This window comes from Comamonas sp. SCN 65-56, from assembly GCF_001724135.1.
Lineage (GTDB): Bacteria > Pseudomonadota > Gammaproteobacteria > Burkholderiales > Burkholderiaceae_C > Comamonas_C.
In genome coordinates, this window is sequence record NZ_MEDS01000007.1 from 1 (window position 1) to 15,547 (window position 15,547).

At 63.7% G+C, this 15,547-nt stretch carries 15 protein-coding genes; 9 read left to right on the forward strand and 6 right to left on the reverse strand.

Features of this window, described 5'->3' with window-relative positions:
- Positions 1–10: 10 nt before the first annotated feature.
- Positions 11–472 (reverse strand): JAB domain-containing protein, encoded by a 462-nt coding sequence (locus tag ABS45_RS04675; protein ID WP_366246624.1) that lies wholly within the window; start codon positions 470–472, stop codon positions 11–13.
- Positions 473–926: 454 nt separating this feature from the next.
- Between ABS45_RS04675 and ABS45_RS04680 the strand changes: the two genes are divergently transcribed.
- Positions 927–2,183 (forward strand): SIR2 family protein, encoded by a 1,257-nt coding sequence (locus ABS45_RS04680; RefSeq protein ID WP_201395685.1) that lies wholly within the window; start codon positions 927–929, stop codon positions 2,181–2,183.
- A complete protein-coding gene (locus tag ABS45_RS04685; RefSeq protein ID WP_201395684.1) occupies positions 2,180–3,925 on the forward strand; it encodes an ATP-binding protein in 1,746 nt (581 codons plus the stop codon). Before ABS45_RS04680 ends, ABS45_RS04685 begins: the two co-directional genes overlap by 4 nt.
- Positions 3,926–3,977: 52 nt before the next feature.
- Here the strand turns inward: ABS45_RS04685 and ABS45_RS04690 are convergent, their stop codons facing one another.
- The 4 genes from ABS45_RS04690 to ABS45_RS04705 form a co-directional block, all read right to left on the reverse strand.
- On the reverse strand, positions 3,978–4,280 hold the full coding sequence (locus tag ABS45_RS04690; protein ID WP_201395683.1) for a DNA-binding transcriptional regulator: 303 nt from the start codon (positions 4,278–4,280) through the stop codon (positions 3,978–3,980).
- Complete coding sequence (locus tag ABS45_RS04695) at positions 4,264–4,647, reverse strand: type II toxin-antitoxin system RelE/ParE family toxin (RefSeq protein WP_201395682.1); 384 nt, start codon at positions 4,645–4,647, stop codon at positions 4,264–4,266. The genes ABS45_RS04690 and ABS45_RS04695 overlap by 17 nt, the downstream gene beginning before the upstream one ends.
- Positions 4,648–4,786: 139 nt before the next feature.
- The gene (locus ABS45_RS04700; RefSeq protein WP_291553520.1) at positions 4,787–5,989 is read right to left on the reverse strand and encodes a site-specific integrase; all 1,203 of its coding nucleotides are present in this window, start codon (positions 5,987–5,989) and stop codon (positions 4,787–4,789) included.
- A 238-nt stretch (positions 5,990–6,227) separates the two neighbouring features.
- Positions 6,228–8,723 carry a heavy metal translocating P-type ATPase gene (locus ABS45_RS04705; protein WP_291553523.1) on the reverse strand — a complete coding sequence of 832 codons (2,496 nt, stop codon included), beginning with the start codon at positions 8,721–8,723 and terminating at the stop codon, positions 6,228–6,230.
- 159 nt (positions 8,724–8,882) lie between these two features.
- Between ABS45_RS04705 and ABS45_RS04710 the strand changes: the two genes are divergently transcribed.
- Positions 8,883–9,512 carry a DUF6806 family protein gene (locus ABS45_RS04710; RefSeq protein WP_291553525.1) on the forward strand — a complete coding sequence of 210 codons (630 nt, stop codon included), beginning with the start codon at positions 8,883–8,885 and terminating at the stop codon, positions 9,510–9,512.
- A 7-nt stretch (positions 9,513–9,519) separates the two neighbouring features.
- On the opposite strand, the gene murI is transcribed toward ABS45_RS04710, so the two are convergent.
- Positions 9,520–10,392 (reverse strand): glutamate racemase, encoded by an 873-nt coding sequence (gene murI, locus ABS45_RS04715; protein WP_291553528.1) that lies wholly within the window; start codon positions 10,390–10,392, stop codon positions 9,520–9,522.
- 130 nt (positions 10,393–10,522) lie between these two features.
- Between murI and ABS45_RS04720 the strand changes: the two genes are divergently transcribed.
- The 6 genes from ABS45_RS04720 (at position 10,523) to ABS45_RS04745 (ending at position 15,508) form a co-directional block, all read left to right on the forward strand.
- Complete coding sequence (locus ABS45_RS04720; protein WP_291553531.1) at positions 10,523–11,314, forward strand: SDR family oxidoreductase; 792 nt, start codon at positions 10,523–10,525, stop codon at positions 11,312–11,314.
- Between the two features lie 5 nt (positions 11,315–11,319).
- A complete protein-coding gene (locus tag ABS45_RS04725) occupies positions 11,320–11,751 on the forward strand; it encodes a PaaI family thioesterase (RefSeq protein ID WP_291553533.1) in 432 nt (143 codons plus the stop codon).
- A 72-nt stretch (positions 11,752–11,823) separates the two neighbouring features.
- On the forward strand, positions 11,824–12,840 hold the full coding sequence (locus ABS45_RS04730) for an NADP-dependent oxidoreductase (RefSeq protein ID WP_291553535.1): 1,017 nt from the start codon (positions 11,824–11,826) through the stop codon (positions 12,838–12,840).
- Between the two features lie 9 nt (positions 12,841–12,849).
- On the forward strand, positions 12,850–13,752 hold the full coding sequence (locus tag ABS45_RS04735) for an SDR family oxidoreductase (protein WP_291553537.1): 903 nt from the start codon (positions 12,850–12,852) through the stop codon (positions 13,750–13,752).
- Between the two features lie 50 nt (positions 13,753–13,802).
- On the forward strand, positions 13,803–14,690 hold the full coding sequence (locus tag ABS45_RS04740; RefSeq protein ID WP_291553539.1) for an EI24 domain-containing protein: 888 nt from the start codon (positions 13,803–13,805) through the stop codon (positions 14,688–14,690).
- On the forward strand, positions 14,687–15,508 hold the full coding sequence (locus tag ABS45_RS04745) for a molybdopterin-binding protein (protein ID WP_291553541.1): 822 nt from the start codon (positions 14,687–14,689) through the stop codon (positions 15,506–15,508). Before ABS45_RS04740 ends, ABS45_RS04745 begins: the two co-directional genes overlap by 4 nt.
- The last annotated feature ends 39 nt before the right edge of the window (positions 15,509–15,547 follow it).

The window sequence follows — 15,547 nt, forward strand, 5'->3', positions numbered from 1 at the left end:
CGGGCTTCCATTATGTGCCCAGCCAGTGCTTGGAGACCATTGCGGTATGCCATGTTTCTAATGCCCGGCCACATAAGAAAACAGGGCACATAAGGCGCATTATGTTCCGCGCCACATAATGCGAAACGATGACCGCCGCCGCATTGAGCCGCAGTGCCTCCTTGACCAGCTCGCGCGGGTACACCGATGCACTGTCGATGATGCCGCGGAACATCTCGGCGTATTCGATCAGGCGATGCTGCGAATCGAGGAACAGCACCGCAAAGACTTCGTGCTCGTAGCCGGCCAGCTTGGCGCACAGGTACTCCTTGACCGCCGCCGGCGAACTGAACGCTTCACCGCGTTGCATCTTGTGCTCGATGGCCTGGCGCGCAGCCTCCAGAATCAGGTCAGTCGTCGCCAGCAGGTAGCGGCCCTGTGCGTCACGCACCATCAGCGAGGTATCGAACGAGGAAAAGGACAGTTGCGACATGATCGTGCTCCGGTTGCTCGGGCGGAATTGCCCGGAACCGTTGCCAGCACGGCGCAGCGCAAGCAGTCAGGGGGGCGTAGCCGGCCGCCAGGACGCAAGCGCGCATGGCGCGCGCTGCCCTTGACGGCGAGAACGCCGTGATACGGTGAAGGGAACAGCAAGACCGCCCACACCCGCCCACAGCACACAGTCGGCTTTCGGGGCAAGCGGAGCGCGCAGGCCCGAGAGGGCCGGAGGCGTCAGGGGTCAAAGCCGAATGGCCGCGATTCGGCACGAAGCGCGGGGCGCAGTTCGCGAACCCGACGGCGTATCGCGCCGGGACGCACGGCCTTGGCTTTCACAGATATTGGGGCGCGGGTCGGCCAGAATGTGCGAAGCGTTTTGTTACTATTCCAAAGGCAAGTCCGGGGCGATTGGGTATCCGGAAGTATCCAAATACATTTGTAGGGACGACATGACGACGCCACAGCCGACCACCTTCGGTCAACAACTTTTCTTCAGTCCGGAAGCCGGCACTTGGAAGGCGCTCAGGCCGGACGTGACTGGCGGGGCCGACGATGTGAAGAGGCAGCAGGTGCTATCGGAAGCTGCTGCCGCGCGCGAAGAACTGAAAGCAGTATTGCTGTCCTCGCTTCAGATGCAGCATGTGGTCGCCCTCGCAGGCAGTGGAACATCTCTGGGGGAGATCAACGGCCCTTCGATGTGGACGCTGTGGGATCACTGCGTGAACTCGAATCCTGATACTGGAAAGGATGAGCGAAAGCCGACCGAGCAGGCTAAAGCCGTCATTGCTGAGATCGGCTATGAGACTGCCGTCGAACACGAGAACATCGAGGCCTTGCTTTCGCGGTGCGATGCATACCTTCAGATCAAGAAAAGCGAGCAGGTCGAGAAATTCGTGTCCGCCTCAAAAGCCGTGATTCTGAAGAAGTGCTCCGCTTTTCTCGATGGCGCGGACGATTCCAAACTGGCCAGCCATCGCACGTTCTTGCACCGACTGTCTCGTCGCCGCGTCCGCGACTCGCGGATGAAGCTGTTCACGACGAACTACGATTTGTGCTTTGAACACGCTGCTGGCAAGCAGGGGCTGGTCTTGCTCGACGGCTTCTCGTTCACGCAACCTAGGCAGTTTGATCCGCGGTTCTTCCTGTACGACATCGTCCGCCGACCTTCAACAGGCGATGAAGTCGGCAACCCGCTGGAGGGCGTGTTTCACCTCTACAAATTGCATGGCTCGGTCAACTGGGATCAATCCAGTTCGGGCGATATCGAGATCAAGACAGATCCGACGCCAGCAACGGCCTGTCTCATCTATCCCGCCAAAGGCAAATACCAGCAGTCCTACGTACAACCGCACCTGGAGCTAATTTCCCAGTACCTGGCGGCGCTGCGTGAACCGAATACCTGCCTCATCGTTTCGGGCTTCGGCTTCAATGACGATCACTTGTCTGAACCCATTGTCGCGGCGGTTCGCACCAACCCGCATTTGCGGTTGATCATCGTCAATCCATCGGCGGACGACCTGGCCTCCCGGCCCAAGGAAAACAACCGATACTGGGATGCGCTCTACGGCCTCGCCAAGCAGGGCGAGGACGTGTGGCTGATCAATGCCACGTTCAGCGAGTTCGCCGAGATGATCCCGGATCTCAAGTCGCTGACGCCCGCGCAGCGGCTTACGCGCGACATCAAGTCGCTGGTCAAACCGACATGAGTACCGCGTTCGACGTTGCCGACGCCTTTCCGCGCGGCTTGCTCCGGCCAGAGTTGTATGTCGGCCAACTGTGCGCCGTCTCCGCCCAGGCGGTGAAGTTCAATCTCAACGAGGCGGGCTCGCCCAGCGGCTCCCACTTTCTCGGCGGCCGGTACGGAAAAGGTGAGGTGGGAGAGTTCGTCCTGATCGAAGGACAGATCAACTTGCTGCTTGGGCGGGTCGTCGAGATCCACTTACCGGACGCCGACCGGCGCCTGATCGACACCTCGCACGGCAGGGTGCCGGACCTGGATGGCATCGGGACGATCCAACTGCTGGGCTCCATTGCAATGGACTCGCTTCGGATCTCGGCGGGCGTTGACTCGTACCCTCGCTTGGGTGATCGCGTCTACGCGGCGCCGCACAGCTTCATCGCCAACCTGCCGAAGTTCATGGAGGCCGCGGAGGCTGAGGCTAGCCACGTCCTTCTCAAGCTGGGGTCGATCGATGTCGCGCCTGAAAGCTATGTGTCGGTGAAGCCAGAGAAGTTGTTCGGCCGGCATTGCGCGATTCTTGGTGCCACCGGCGGTGGCAAGAGTTGGACGACCGCTCGGATCATCGAAGAATGCCTGCGCTACAAGACCAAGATCATCTTGCTTGACGCGACGGGGGAGTATCGCGGGTTCGATGGAGAGCACGTCGCCAACTTTCATCTGGGCGCGCCGGTCAACACTGCGAAATCTTCCGCCCCTTGCACCTTGCCGCAAACGTCTTTCATTGAATCGGACTTCATCGCGCTGTTTGAGCCTGCCGGCAAGGTTCAGGGACCAAAACTGCGCGCGGCGATTCGCAGCCTTCGACTCGCCGCTCTCGCTCCCCACGTTGCGACGGGCGGGATCATCAAGAAGATTGATCAGTCCAAAGTCCCGATCATGACCGAGGAAGCCAAGGCGGGCATCGCGGAGAAGCTTGATGATCCGCAGCAAGCTTTCGACGTGTGGAAGCTCGTCTCTCAGATCGAACAGGAGTGCGTTTACCCAGATGGCTTCGGGTCAGCCAGGGGGCAGAAGGACTTCACCAAATGGGGTGGCGACTCGGGCGAGGTCTCGTTCTGCCTGTCCTTGATGTCGCGCATCAACGGCATTCTCAGTTCATCGTCCTTCGAGTGCGTCTTCAAGTCGAAGGCTCCCGCGTTGACCGAGAAAATCTCGTCCTTCGTCTCAAACGAGGATCGGTTGCTCCGGATATGCCTCAGCGGCGTTGCCTTCGAGTTCAAGGCCCGCGAGATCGTCGCGAATGTAATCGGACGGCATCTACTCAACATGGCGCGCAATGGCGCGTTCAAGAGCCGTCCTGTGGTCGTTATCGTCGATGAAGCGCACAACTTTCTCGGGCGACAGATCGGAGCCGATGATGCAGTCGCTCGCCTAGACGCATTTGAGCTGATCGCCAAAGAGGGCCGGAAGTACGGACTCAACATTTGTCTGTCGACTCAGCGCCCACGCGACATAACGGAGGGTGTTCTGAGCCAGATGGGAACACTCGTTGTGCATCGGCTCACGAATGATCGGGATCGCGAGGTTGTCGAACGCGCCTGCGGCGAAATCGACCGATCGGCATCGTCGTTTCTGCCCAATCTGAAGCCCGGCGAGGCTGCGATCATCGGCGCCGATTTCCCCATCCCGTTGACCATTCAAGTCTTCCCGCCGAGCGCGAAGCCTCTTTCTGACGGTCCCAACTACCAGACCAACTGGAAGGTATAGGGTTCTTTTCGAAACACTAATGACCGCAGCGGTCAGTAGATACGAATAGGCATCAGATAATGGCCTGCAAGCCCTTGTCGGCGATGACGTTGAGCAGTTTGAGTGCTGGCCCCGTGGGATGGGTGTCGCCTTGCTCCCACTTGCGTACGGTCGAGGCCGATGTGTGCAAATGAAGAGCGAACACCGGCTGGCTGAACTTCAAGGCTTCGCGCAGGCGTTTGATGTCGGCAGCGTTGAACTCCCGCACCGGCGGCGGGCAGATCGCGTCGAACTCGCGCATCGTCACCTTGCTGATCGCTCCCGCTTCGTGGAGCGCAGCCAGGTCGCCACGCAGGGATTCAATGATCTTGCTCACAATGCACCTCCAATAACACGCCCGACTGCAACGCCTTCGACAAGGCTTCGGCGGACAGTTCCAGGAACACCTTGCCGGCGAACTGCAGCGCCTTCTTTTCGTCCTGTGTGATGTTCGCCTTGTCGCTCTTGGGGAACCCATACAGGAACACGTAGCGGCTACCGAACCGGGCCGACAGCAGCGTGCGATAGCCGCCACTCTTGCCACCGCCGGGGCGGGCCACCCGCTTCTTGTAGAGGAAGCCGCCCAAGTCCGCGTCAATCAGACCGCTTTCCATCTCCTGAACCGCCTTGCACAAGGTGGCATCAGGCAGCTTTTCGCCCGCCTGCCACCGCGCAAAGTCCCTCCGCTTGAGGACGATAGTCATCTTGACCCCCAAACTATACCCGAAACGGGTACACTTTTCCAGGCCCCAGCGCGATGTACGGGCGGGGAGGGCCGCCGAACCACTTGACTTGACGGCGACACGGCAATCAGGGCCGGTATGGCGAGTTTCTGCTCACTGATCATGTGGTTACCTCTTTCGGTTCTTGGCGCGTGCTGACGACCGACTTGCGCCGGCTCGCTACCAACTCGGCCGCCTTACGCACCGGGTCGTCCTCGGTGTGGACGTAGCGCATGAACATCGCCACGGTCTTGTGCGCGGTCAGCGCCATGCCGACCTTGACGGGGATACCGGAATTGGCAATGTCGGTCGCCGAGCGGTGGCGGATACCGTGGGTGCCGACCTTCGGCACACCAGCACGATCAAGGATGCGCCGCCATGCCTGATAGTAAGAATGGGGGCCGAGTGGCTTGTCATGGTCGAGGATAGCCGGGCAGACGTAGGGCGACTGGCCATAGCGAGGCGCGTTCGTCAGTAGCTGGCGGACTTCCTCGCTCAACGGCTTGGACATATCGCCCGTCTTGCTGTCCGGCCAGACAACCCGGCCATTGGGCAAGTCAAGCCAATCCCACTGCAACAGCAGGATCTCCGACATGCGGGCTGCGAACTCGAATTGCAGCCGGACGGCCAGCAGATAGATCGGATGTTCCAGCCCCTCGGCCTCGGCCTTGCCCAAGTAGGCGAACAGGCTGACCATCTGTTCGTCGGTGATGAGCCGGGTCGAGCCTTTTTCCGGGTACTTGGGCACGTGGCGGCAGGGATTGGACCCGTCGGGCCGATAGCCCCAAAGTTCGGCCAGGTTGAACATCTTTCGGACGAGCGACAACACGCGGTTGGCCTGGGTGGGCGACTTCTCCATGCGCTTCATCAGCGCGGTGATGTCGTGGCGTGTGACCTCGTGAACCTTCTTGCTACCGAAGGCCGGGATGACGAAGCTGTCGATCTGGTACTGGTAGCCGGCCTGCGTGCTGGGCTTGTTGTGCGGCTTGGAGTGGTCGTCCATGAACCGGCCGCACAGTTCCTTGACCGTCGGCGCCTTGCGGGCTTCGGCCTTGTTGTGGCCAGGGTCGCCGCCGCGCCGGACTTCGGCCAGCCAGTCTTGCGCCAGCGACCGGGCTTGTTCGACCGTCAGCTCGCCGAATTGACCGAGTGCCGGCTTGCGGCGTACGCCCGAGTTCGTACGGTACTGAAGCATGAACACCTTGCGCCCAGCAGGTGTAATCTTGCACAAGAAGCCGGGAACAAGCGTATCCCGGAGTTCAACATCGCAGGTTTTGGCCTGCGCAGCGTCAATGAGGCTCTTTGTCAGTTTGATCTTTGCCATGAGGTGCTCCTGAAAGGCACCGATTCCAGGAGCCAGCTAGGAGCCAGGCGAAAGGGAACCGGGGCGGTTTGCATCGCGCACCGGGATATGATCGAAGCCATTAGCCTCGGGGAAAACCTGCTACAGCAAGCCTCATCCAAGCCCAGCGTTAACCCGGTGCGGATGCCATGCTCTGGCTTAAAATCCGCCGCTTTCCTGAAAAGGGGCGTGTCGGTTCGACCCCGGCCCGAGGCACCATTCATATCGCCGCCTGCTGCTGACGCAAGGGCGGCTGAAACCGCCTGAGGCGCAGCGCATTGCCCAGCACGAATACGCTGGACATCGCCATCGCTCCCGCGGCAAAGATGGGTGAGAGCAGCAGCCCGTAAACCGGATACAGCACACCGGCTGCCAGCGGAATCAAGGCGGTGTTGTAGCCAAAGGCCCAGAACAGGTTCTGACGGATATTGCCTATCGTCGCCCTGGAGAGCGCGATCGCATTGGGCACGCCCCGCAGATCGCCGGACATCAGCACGACATCGGCAGACTCCATCGCCACGTCGGTGCCAGTGCCGATCGCCAGGCCGACATCGGCCTGCGCCAGCGCCGGTGCATCGTTGATGCCGTCGCCGACATAGGCAATTGGGCCGTAGCTGGCACGCAGACGCTCGATGGCCTGCACCTTGCCTTCGGGAAGGACTTCAGCCACCACCTCGTCAATGCCCAGCTGCCGTGCAATCGCCTGCGCGGTGCGTGCGTTGTCCCCGGTGACCATGGCGACCTTGAGGCCCAGCTGGTGCAGCGCGGCGATTGCCGCGGGTGTGCTGGACTTGATCGGATCGGACACCGCGATGATGGCGGCCAGCCGCCCGTCGATCGCCGCGTACAGCGGCGACTTGCCCTCGGTGCCAAGACGTTCGGCCACGGCAGCAAAGCTCTCCACGGCCAGCCCCAGGCTGCGCATGAAACGGTCGGCGCCCACTTCCACCCGCACGCCCTCCACGCTGGCGCGCACGCCCATGCCGGTGACGGATTCGAACGCGTCGAGTGTGGGCAGTGCACGGTCTCGTGCGGTGGCAGCATCCACGATCGCACGTGCAATCGGGTGCTCCGAGCGTGCCTCTACCGCCGCAACCAGCGCCAGCACCTGGGCGCGCTCAAAGCCCGCTGCGGTCTCCAGGTCGGTCAGCACGGGCCGGCCCTCGGTCAGCGTGCCGGTTTTGTCCACTGCGACCACTTTCGCGCCCTTGAGCAGTTGCAGCGCCTCGCCCTTGCGGAACAGCACGCCGATTTCAGCACCGCGGCCGGTGCCCACCATGATGGATGTCGGCGTGGCCAGCCCCATCGCACAGGGGCAGGCGATGATGAGCACTGCCACGGCGTTGACCAGCGCGAAGCTCAGTGCCGGCGAGGGGCCAAAGGCCAGCCAGGCGAGGAAGGTGAGCAGCGCAGCCAGCATGACGGCAGGCACAAACCACAGCGTCACCTTGTCCACCACCGCCTGGATAGGCAGCTTGGAGCCCTGCGCCTGCTCGACCATGCGAATGATCTGCGCCAGCATGGTCTGCCCGCCCACAGCGGTGGCGCGCAGCGTGAGCGCGCCCTTCTGGTTGACGGTGCCTCCCACGACGGCATTGCCAAGCGATTTCTGTACAGGGATGGGCTCGCCGGTGACCATGGACTCATCGACAAAGCTGTTGCCCTCGGTGACCTCGCCATCCACCGGCACGCGCTCGCCTGGGCGCACCTGCAGCACATCGCCCAGCACTACGTCGCCCAGGGGAATATCCACGCTGCGGCCATCGCGCACTACGTGTGCAATCTTGGGTTGCAAGCCGATCAGCCGCTGTATGGCCTGCGATGTTCGCCCCTTGGCGCGTGCCTCCAGAAAACGTCCGAGCAGGATCAGGGCGACGATGACGGCTGCTGCCTCGTAGTAGACATTCACCGTGCCTTGCGGCAGCAGGCTGGGCGCGAAGGTGGCGACCACGGAGTAGCCGAAGGCGGCGGCGGTGCCAACAGCCACCAGCGAGTTCATGTCGGGTGCCAGGCGCAGCAACGCAGGGAAGCCTTGGGCGTAGAAGCGCCGCCCCGGAATGGCCAGCACCAGCGCGGTCAGCACGAACTGCAGATACCAACTGGGGTAATGGCCGATGGTTGTCATCACCCACTCGTGCATTGCGGGGATCAGGTGCGAACCCATTTCCAGCATGAACACTGGCAGCGACAGCGCGGTCGCCAGCAGCAGATCACGCTGCAGCCGGGCGCGCTCGGCGTCCTTTTTCTGCGCGGTTTCCTCGGCTGCGCCCGAGCTGGTATCGAGCGGGCGTGCCGTGTAGCCAGCCTTGGCGATGGCCGCCAGCAGATCGGCCGGCGCTGCCACGCCGCGCACACTGGCGCGTTCAGTGGCAAGGTTCACCGCCGCTTGTTCCACGCCAGGCACGGCTTTGAGTGCCTTCTCCACCCGGCCGACGCAGGAGGCGCAGGTCATGCCCTCGACGGCCAGCTCGATGCTGCTGGCAGGCACCGTGTATCCGGCCTTCTCGATGGCCTGGATCAGCGCCATCGGGTCGACGCGCCCGGCGGGGCGGATATCCGCCCGTTCGGTGGCAAGGTTGACGGCGACGCTGCCGACGCCGTCGACCCTGGAAAGCGCCTTCTCGACCCGGCCGACGCAGCTGGCGCAGGTCATGCCCTCGATCGGGAGGCTGATGAAAGGTGCGGCGACGGCGCCGTTGGCTCCTGGGCTGCTCATGGTCCGTTTCCTGTATCCAAGTTCACGATGCTGCAAGCGTAATGATTACCATCATGTCAATGTCAAGGGGCGTGCGAAAATACGACCTCTTGCGAGCGTTCAGTGCGTTCCCGGAATCGCACCCGCAGCCTCTCGGCTCAGGAGACCAAAGAAGGTTTTATGTCAGATTACAACGCTCCCTTTGAAATTCATGTCCACGGCCAGGTGCAGCTGCGCGCCGACGTGGATTTCGCGCAATTGCAGGACGCACTCAAGCCGCTGTGGCAGTACGCCGGGGCGCGCTCCCTGGCGGACGGCGCCACCAGCGCCTATGAGGAAGAGCCGGGCATTCAGTTTGATCCCAAGGAGCACCTGTTGCAGATGTGCTGGACGGTGCGCGGTGACGACGACTTCCGCCAGTCGCTGGACGAGATGTGCATGAGCCTCAATGAGCTGGCCGACCAGGGCGCCGCGATCGAGGTGACGTTCTACGACACCGAGTTCGACGAGGAAGAAATCGACGATGAGGCCGACGATGAGGCCGAGTCGCGTGACGATTTCGTGATGCTTTTCGTCGGCCCGACGCCGGCGGCCATCATGCAGGTGCAGCGCGACATGCTGGTGCAGGATGTGGTGAACGTGATGGAACGCCACTTCGATGCGGCCGAACTCGGCGGTGTCGTGGCCGAGATCGACAAACTGTTCACCCAGCGCTTTGACGCGCTGGTGAGTTCGCTGGATCTGGGTCGCCGGCCGCGCGGCGCCGGCGGACGCAGCGGCGGCAACCGCCGGCCGCGCCATCTGCACTGATCCGGTTTCAGGAAAATCCGGGTACTGAAATGCTGGCGCACTGCCCGGGGGGCAGTGCCAGCCAGCGCTGCGCCGCGGCCTGCAGCGCGGGGAGTTGACCGGTGGTGTACAGAGCGATGGCTGCTGGCTCGGCGCCGGGTGCGGCTTCCGGCAGTAGCAGCCCGGCCTGATCCAGAATGCGCCGGGTTTGCCGCGCCACCGCGGCTCCGGTTTCGATGATGCGGACTTGCGGCCCCACGAGCGCGCGCAGAGTGTCCAGGGTGAACACATAGTGGGTGCAGCCCAGGACCAGCGTATCCATCATCCCGGTTTGTGTGCCAAATACCCCCAAAGCGCTTGTGTAGCGTGCGCAAAGCGCTCTTGTTTTGGATAGCGCTTCGGTGTCGTCGACGCCTGTTTCGGTGCTTCTCTCAATCGCGTGGGCCAGTCCGTCGCAGGCCTGCACCGCAAATCGCGTGCGATCGCCATGCTGGGCCAGCAGATGCGCAAACCGCGCGCTCTGCGCCGTTCCGCGCGTAGCCAGCACGCCGACGTGGTGGGTGCTGCTGGCGAGTGCGGCGGGTTTGAGTGCAGGCTCCACACCCACCATGGGCAGTTCGGGCAGCGCCGCGCGCAAAGTCGGAATCGCCGCGGCGGTGGCGGTGTTGCAGGCGACGACCAGAGCCTTGATGGCATGGCGCTGGTGCAGATGCCGCGCGATGGCCAGGCTGCGCCGGCAGACAAAACCATCGCCCTTTTCGCCATAGGGCGCATGGCCGCTGTCGGCGAGATAAATGAAGTGTTCGTGCGGCAGTTCGGCGCGCAGCGCCTGGAGCACGCTCAGGCCGCCGATGCCGCTGTCGAAAACGCCTATCGGTGCGCTGCTGGGAAGGGGAGGCATGAAAGAGGGGGATGAGAGGCGGGCAAGCATACCGCGTTCACACAGGCGACAACGGCGGCGCGGCAGCCGCGCCACAATGAGCCATCCGGGCAGCATGGCCCGGCAACCACCCCTCAGGAGACGCTGCGCCATGGCACGCACGATTCAGCAATTGTTTGATCTTTCCGGCAAGACGGCGCTGGTCACGGGCGGCTCGCGCGGGTTGGGCCTGCAGATGGCGCACGCGCTGGGCGAGGCGGGTGCGCGCATCATGCTGGCAAGCCGCAAGGCCGCGGAGCTGGAACAGGCCGCCGCAGAGTTGCAGGCGGCCGGCATAGCTGCGCGCTGGATCGCCGCCGATTGCGCCCAGGAGGCAGACATCCACCGGCTGGCGAGCGAGACGCTGCAGCGCCTGGGCGACGTCGACATCCTCGTGAACAACGCCGGCGCGAGCTGGGGCGCTCCGGCCGAGGAGCACCCGACGAGTGCCTGGGACAAGGTGATGAATCTCAACGTGCGTGGCTACTTCCTGCTCTCGCAGGCCATCGCCAAGGCCAGCATGATCCCGCGTGGCAGGGGCGCCATCATCAACGTGGCCTCGATTGCCGCGCTGGGTGGCAACCCGGTCGGCATGAAGACCATTGCCTACAACACTTCCAAGGGCGCGGTGCTCAATTTCACGCGGGCGCTGGCGGGGGAATGGGGGCCTTACGGCATTCGCGTCAATGCCGTTTGCCCGGGTTTTTTCAAGACCAGGATGGCCGAGGTGCTGATAGAGCGCCTGGGCGAGGAGCAGATGAAGGCGCATGCGCCGCTGCAGCGCCTGGGCGATGATGAAGACCTCAAGGGCCTGGTGCTGCTGTACGCCAGCGATGCGGGCAAGCACATCACCGGCCAGTGGATGGCGGTGGATGGCGGGGTCAGTGCCATCGTCGCAGGGTGAGGGCGATGGATCGCCTGGGGTTTGACATTGACATCCCTTTTGTTCAGGCGCTGGGCATCACGCTGGCGGGCATGGGCGAAGGCAGCTCCGAACTGCATTACGAGGCCCGGCCCGAGCACCTGAACTCCTGGCGCATCACGCATGGCGGTGCCTTGATGACGCTGCTGGACGTGACGCTGGCGATGGCTGCGCGCAGCAGCACGCTGGTCAGCGGCATGGGCATGGTCACGGTGGAGATGAAAACCAGCTTTCTGCGTCCGGCCCAGGGCAAGCTGGTGGCGCGCGGCACGCTGCTGCACCGCACGCGCAGCCTGGCATTCACCGAAGGTACGGTGTTCGATGCCGAGGGCCGTGCCTGCTGCCATGCCACAGGGACGTTCAAGTACGTCTCGCGTATGGGAGACTCCACGGGTGGCGTGGCATCCACCGAAATTTGATAAAACACGGCGGTAGCACTTGTGCAGCAATCGCTAAACGCTCTTCTAAAGATAGTAAAAGGAGTCTAAAACATGCCCAGCAACCCGCAGATTCTGCTCGCCAGCCGCCCCCGGGGCGCGGCCACGGTGGAGAACTTCCGCCTCGTTGTCGGTGATACGCCGCCGCTGGAGGACGGCCAGGTGCTGGTGCGTCACCACTACCTGAGCCTGGACCCCTACATGCGCGGACGCATGAACGAGGGCAAGAGCTACGCTGCGAGCCAGCCGCTCGGTGAAGTGATGATGGGCGGCACCGTGGGTGAGGTGCTCGAGAGTCGCAACCCGCGCTATGCCCCGGGCGACAAGGTCGTCGGCATGGGCGGCTGGCAGGAGTACGCGGTGGTGGATGCCAACGCCCCGGGCGCGCTGCGCAAGGTGGATGGCAGCCAGGTGCCGCTCTCGTATTACCTGGGCGCCGTCGGCATGCCGGGCGTCACGGCCTGGTATGGCCTGACGCAGATCATTGCACCCAGGGCGGGCGAGACCGTCACCGTGAGCGCCGCCACCGGCGCTGTGGGCAGTGCCTTCGTGGCGCTGGCCAAGGCGCGCGGCTGCCGCGTGGTGGGTATTGCCGGCGGCCCCGAGAAGTGCCGCTACGCGACCGAGGCGCTGGGTTTTGATGCCTGCATCGACCACCGCCAGCACGGCGATGTGAAAAGCATGTCGCGGGCGCTGAAGGAAGCTTGCCCGGACGGCATCGACGGGCATTTCGAGAACGTCGGCGGCACGATTCTGGATGCCGTGCTGCTTCGTGCCAACGCATTCTCGCGGGTGGCGCTGTGCGGAATGATCGCGGGCTACGACGGCGCGCCGCTGCCGCTGCAGAACCCGGCGCTGATGCTGATCAATCGCATGCGCGTGCAAGGCTTCATCGTCAGCGAACACATGCAGCTTTGGCCCCAGGCCTTGCAGGAGCTCGCTGGTCTGGTGGTGGCAGGCCAGCTGCATCCGCGCGAGAGCATTGCGCAAGGTCTGGCGAGTGCGCCGGCGGCCTTCATCGGGCTGTTGCACGGCCAGAATTTCGGCAAGCAGCTGGTCAAGCTGATCTGAGGAAACGGGATGATCGAGGAATTTGCAGGCAGGACGGCGGTGCTCACGGGCGCCGGTTCCGGCTTCGGGCTGGAGTGCGCGCGCATTGCCGCACGGCGTGGCATGCGTCTGGTGCTGGTGGATGTGCAGCAGGATGCGCTGGACAAGGTGGCGGCGGAATTGAGCGATGCAGGCGCGGAGGTGCTGGCACGCCGCGTCGATGTGGCAGATGCCGCCCAGATGCAGGCGCTGGCCGATGCGGTGGCCGAGCGCTTTGGCGCGCCGCACCTGGTCTTCAACAACGCCGGCGTGGGCTCGGGCGGTCTGGTCTGGGAGAACACGCTGGCCGACTGGCAGTGGGTACTGGGCGTCAACCTCTGGGGCGTGGTGCACGGCGTGCGCCTGTTCACGCCGATGATGCTGGCGGCCGCCAGGGCCGATCCGGCCTGGCGCGGTCATATCGTCAACACCGCCAGCATGGCAGGACTGCTGACGCCGCCCAACATGGGTATCTACAACGTCAGCAAGCATGCGGTGGTGGCGCTGACGGAGACGCTTTACCAGGACTTGAGCCTGGTGACCGAACAGGTCGGCGCCAGCGTGCTGTGCCCCTACTTCGTACCGACCGGGATCACGCAAAGCGATCGCAACCGGCCGCAAAGCCTGCGCGATGCCGCGCTGACGCCCAGCCAGCGCATCGGCCAGGCCATGATCGACAAGGCCGTGGCCAGCGGCAAGGTCTCCGCTGCCGAGGTGGCGGCCAAGGTCTTTGATGCAGTGGCGAGCGGCACTTTTTACATCTACAGCCACCCGCGGGCACTGGGCAATGTAGAAAGTCGCATGCAAGCCATCGTCGAAGGACGCAATCCGCCAGACCCCTTCGCCGAGCGGCCCGAGGTGGGAGAGCAGCTCAAGGCAGCGCTGCGACGCTGAGCGCCGGAGGACGCCATGGTGATGGTGCCCGACACTACACTAACGCGACCATGGGTCCATTGATCGATTCCTTCTGGCGCGCGGTGGGCTATTGCCTGATGCCGCGCATCATCGCGCTGTCGCTGCTGCCGCTGGTGCTGATTGGCGCGGTGGCCGGACTGGGTTGGTACCTGTTCTGGACACCTGCCGTCGCATGGACGCAGTCGCTGCTCGATGGCATGGCTTGGTTGGGCACGGTCTGGGGCTGGCTCGCGCACTTGGGGGTGAGCGACGTTCCCTCCATGTTGGCGCCGCTGTTGCTGGTGATGGTCACCACGCCCGTCGTTGTCTTTGCGTGCGTGCTGGCGGTCGCTGTGCTGATGGTGCCGGCCATCGTCGATCTGGTGGCCAAGCGGCGCTTTCCCGAGTTGCAACGCGTCAAGGGCGCGGGCTTCGTCGGCAGCCTTTGGTGGTCGCTTTCCTCGACCGTGCTGGCGCTGGTAGCGTTGGTGCTGTCCATGCCCTTGTGGCTGATCCCTCCGCTGGTATTGATTTTGCCGCCGCTGATCTGGGGTTGGCTGACTTATCGCGTGATGGCGTTTGATGCGCTGTCCGAGCATGCCAGCAAGCAGGAGCGCAAAGCCCTCTTTCAGCAGCATCGTGGCAGCCTGTTGGTGATCGGCGTGTTTTGCGGTTTTCTGGGTGCTGCGCCGGGCATTGTCTGGGCCTCCGGCGTGGTGTTCGCTGCCGCCTTCTTCATTTTGATTCCGATCGCGATCTGGATTTACACCCTGGTGTTTGCGTTCTCGTCGCTGTGGTTTGCGCATTTTTGCCTCGCCGCGTTGCAGCAGATGCGCGGCCAGCAGGCACCGGTGCCAGTCGCGCAGCCGCCCGTCAGGGCTCCCGATGTGATCGACGTGCAGGCCAAGCCGCTGCTGCCCGGGGGCGATGCATCGTGATGCCGGCGTTCGGTCTCATCATCGTTGGCGACGAAATCCTCTCGGGCAAGCGCGTGGACAAACATCTGCCCACGGTCATTCGTCTGCTGGGCGAGCGCGGGCTGTCTCTTTCGTGGATGGAGTTGGTGGGTGACGACCGTGAGCGCATCACCGCTGCGCTGCAGCGAGCCTGTGCAGGCAGTGACGTGGTCTTCAGCTGCGGCGGCATTGGCGCCACGCCCGACGACCACACGCGCCAGTGCGCGGCGGCGGCGCTGGGCGTGCCACTGCAGCCGCACGCCGAGGCGCAGGCCCTGATCACCGAGCGCATGCAGGATGTGGCACGCGAGAAGGGCGAGGCGTTCGAGGCGCAGCGGCCAGACAACCGGCAGCGCCTGCAGATGGGGGTGCTGCCCGAGGGCGCGCGCATCATCCCCAATCCGTACAACAAAATTGCGGGTTTTTCCTGCGCCGGGCGGGGTGGCAGTCAGGTGCATTTCGTGCCTGGTTTCCCCGTCATGGCCTGGCCGATGATCGAGTGGGTGCTGGAGAATACCTGCCGGCCGTGGTTTCACCGCGCGCCGCAACTGGAGCAATCGGTGGTGCTGTACGGCGCAATGGAGTCGGCCTTGACGCCGCTGATGGAGCGCATCGAGGCCGAGCACCCGGACATCAAGGTCTTCAGCCTGCCCAGTGTCGATCACCCGGTGCATGGCGCGCACATCGAGCTTGGTGTGAAAGGCGCGGCGGCGCGCGTGCCGGCGGCCTGGCAGGCGCTGCTTGCGGCGCTGCACGAGATGCGGGTGAGCATGGGGCCGGAGATCGAGCGACGGCATTGAGGCCGCATCCGCGTTGACACATCCGATAGCCTTGCCCCG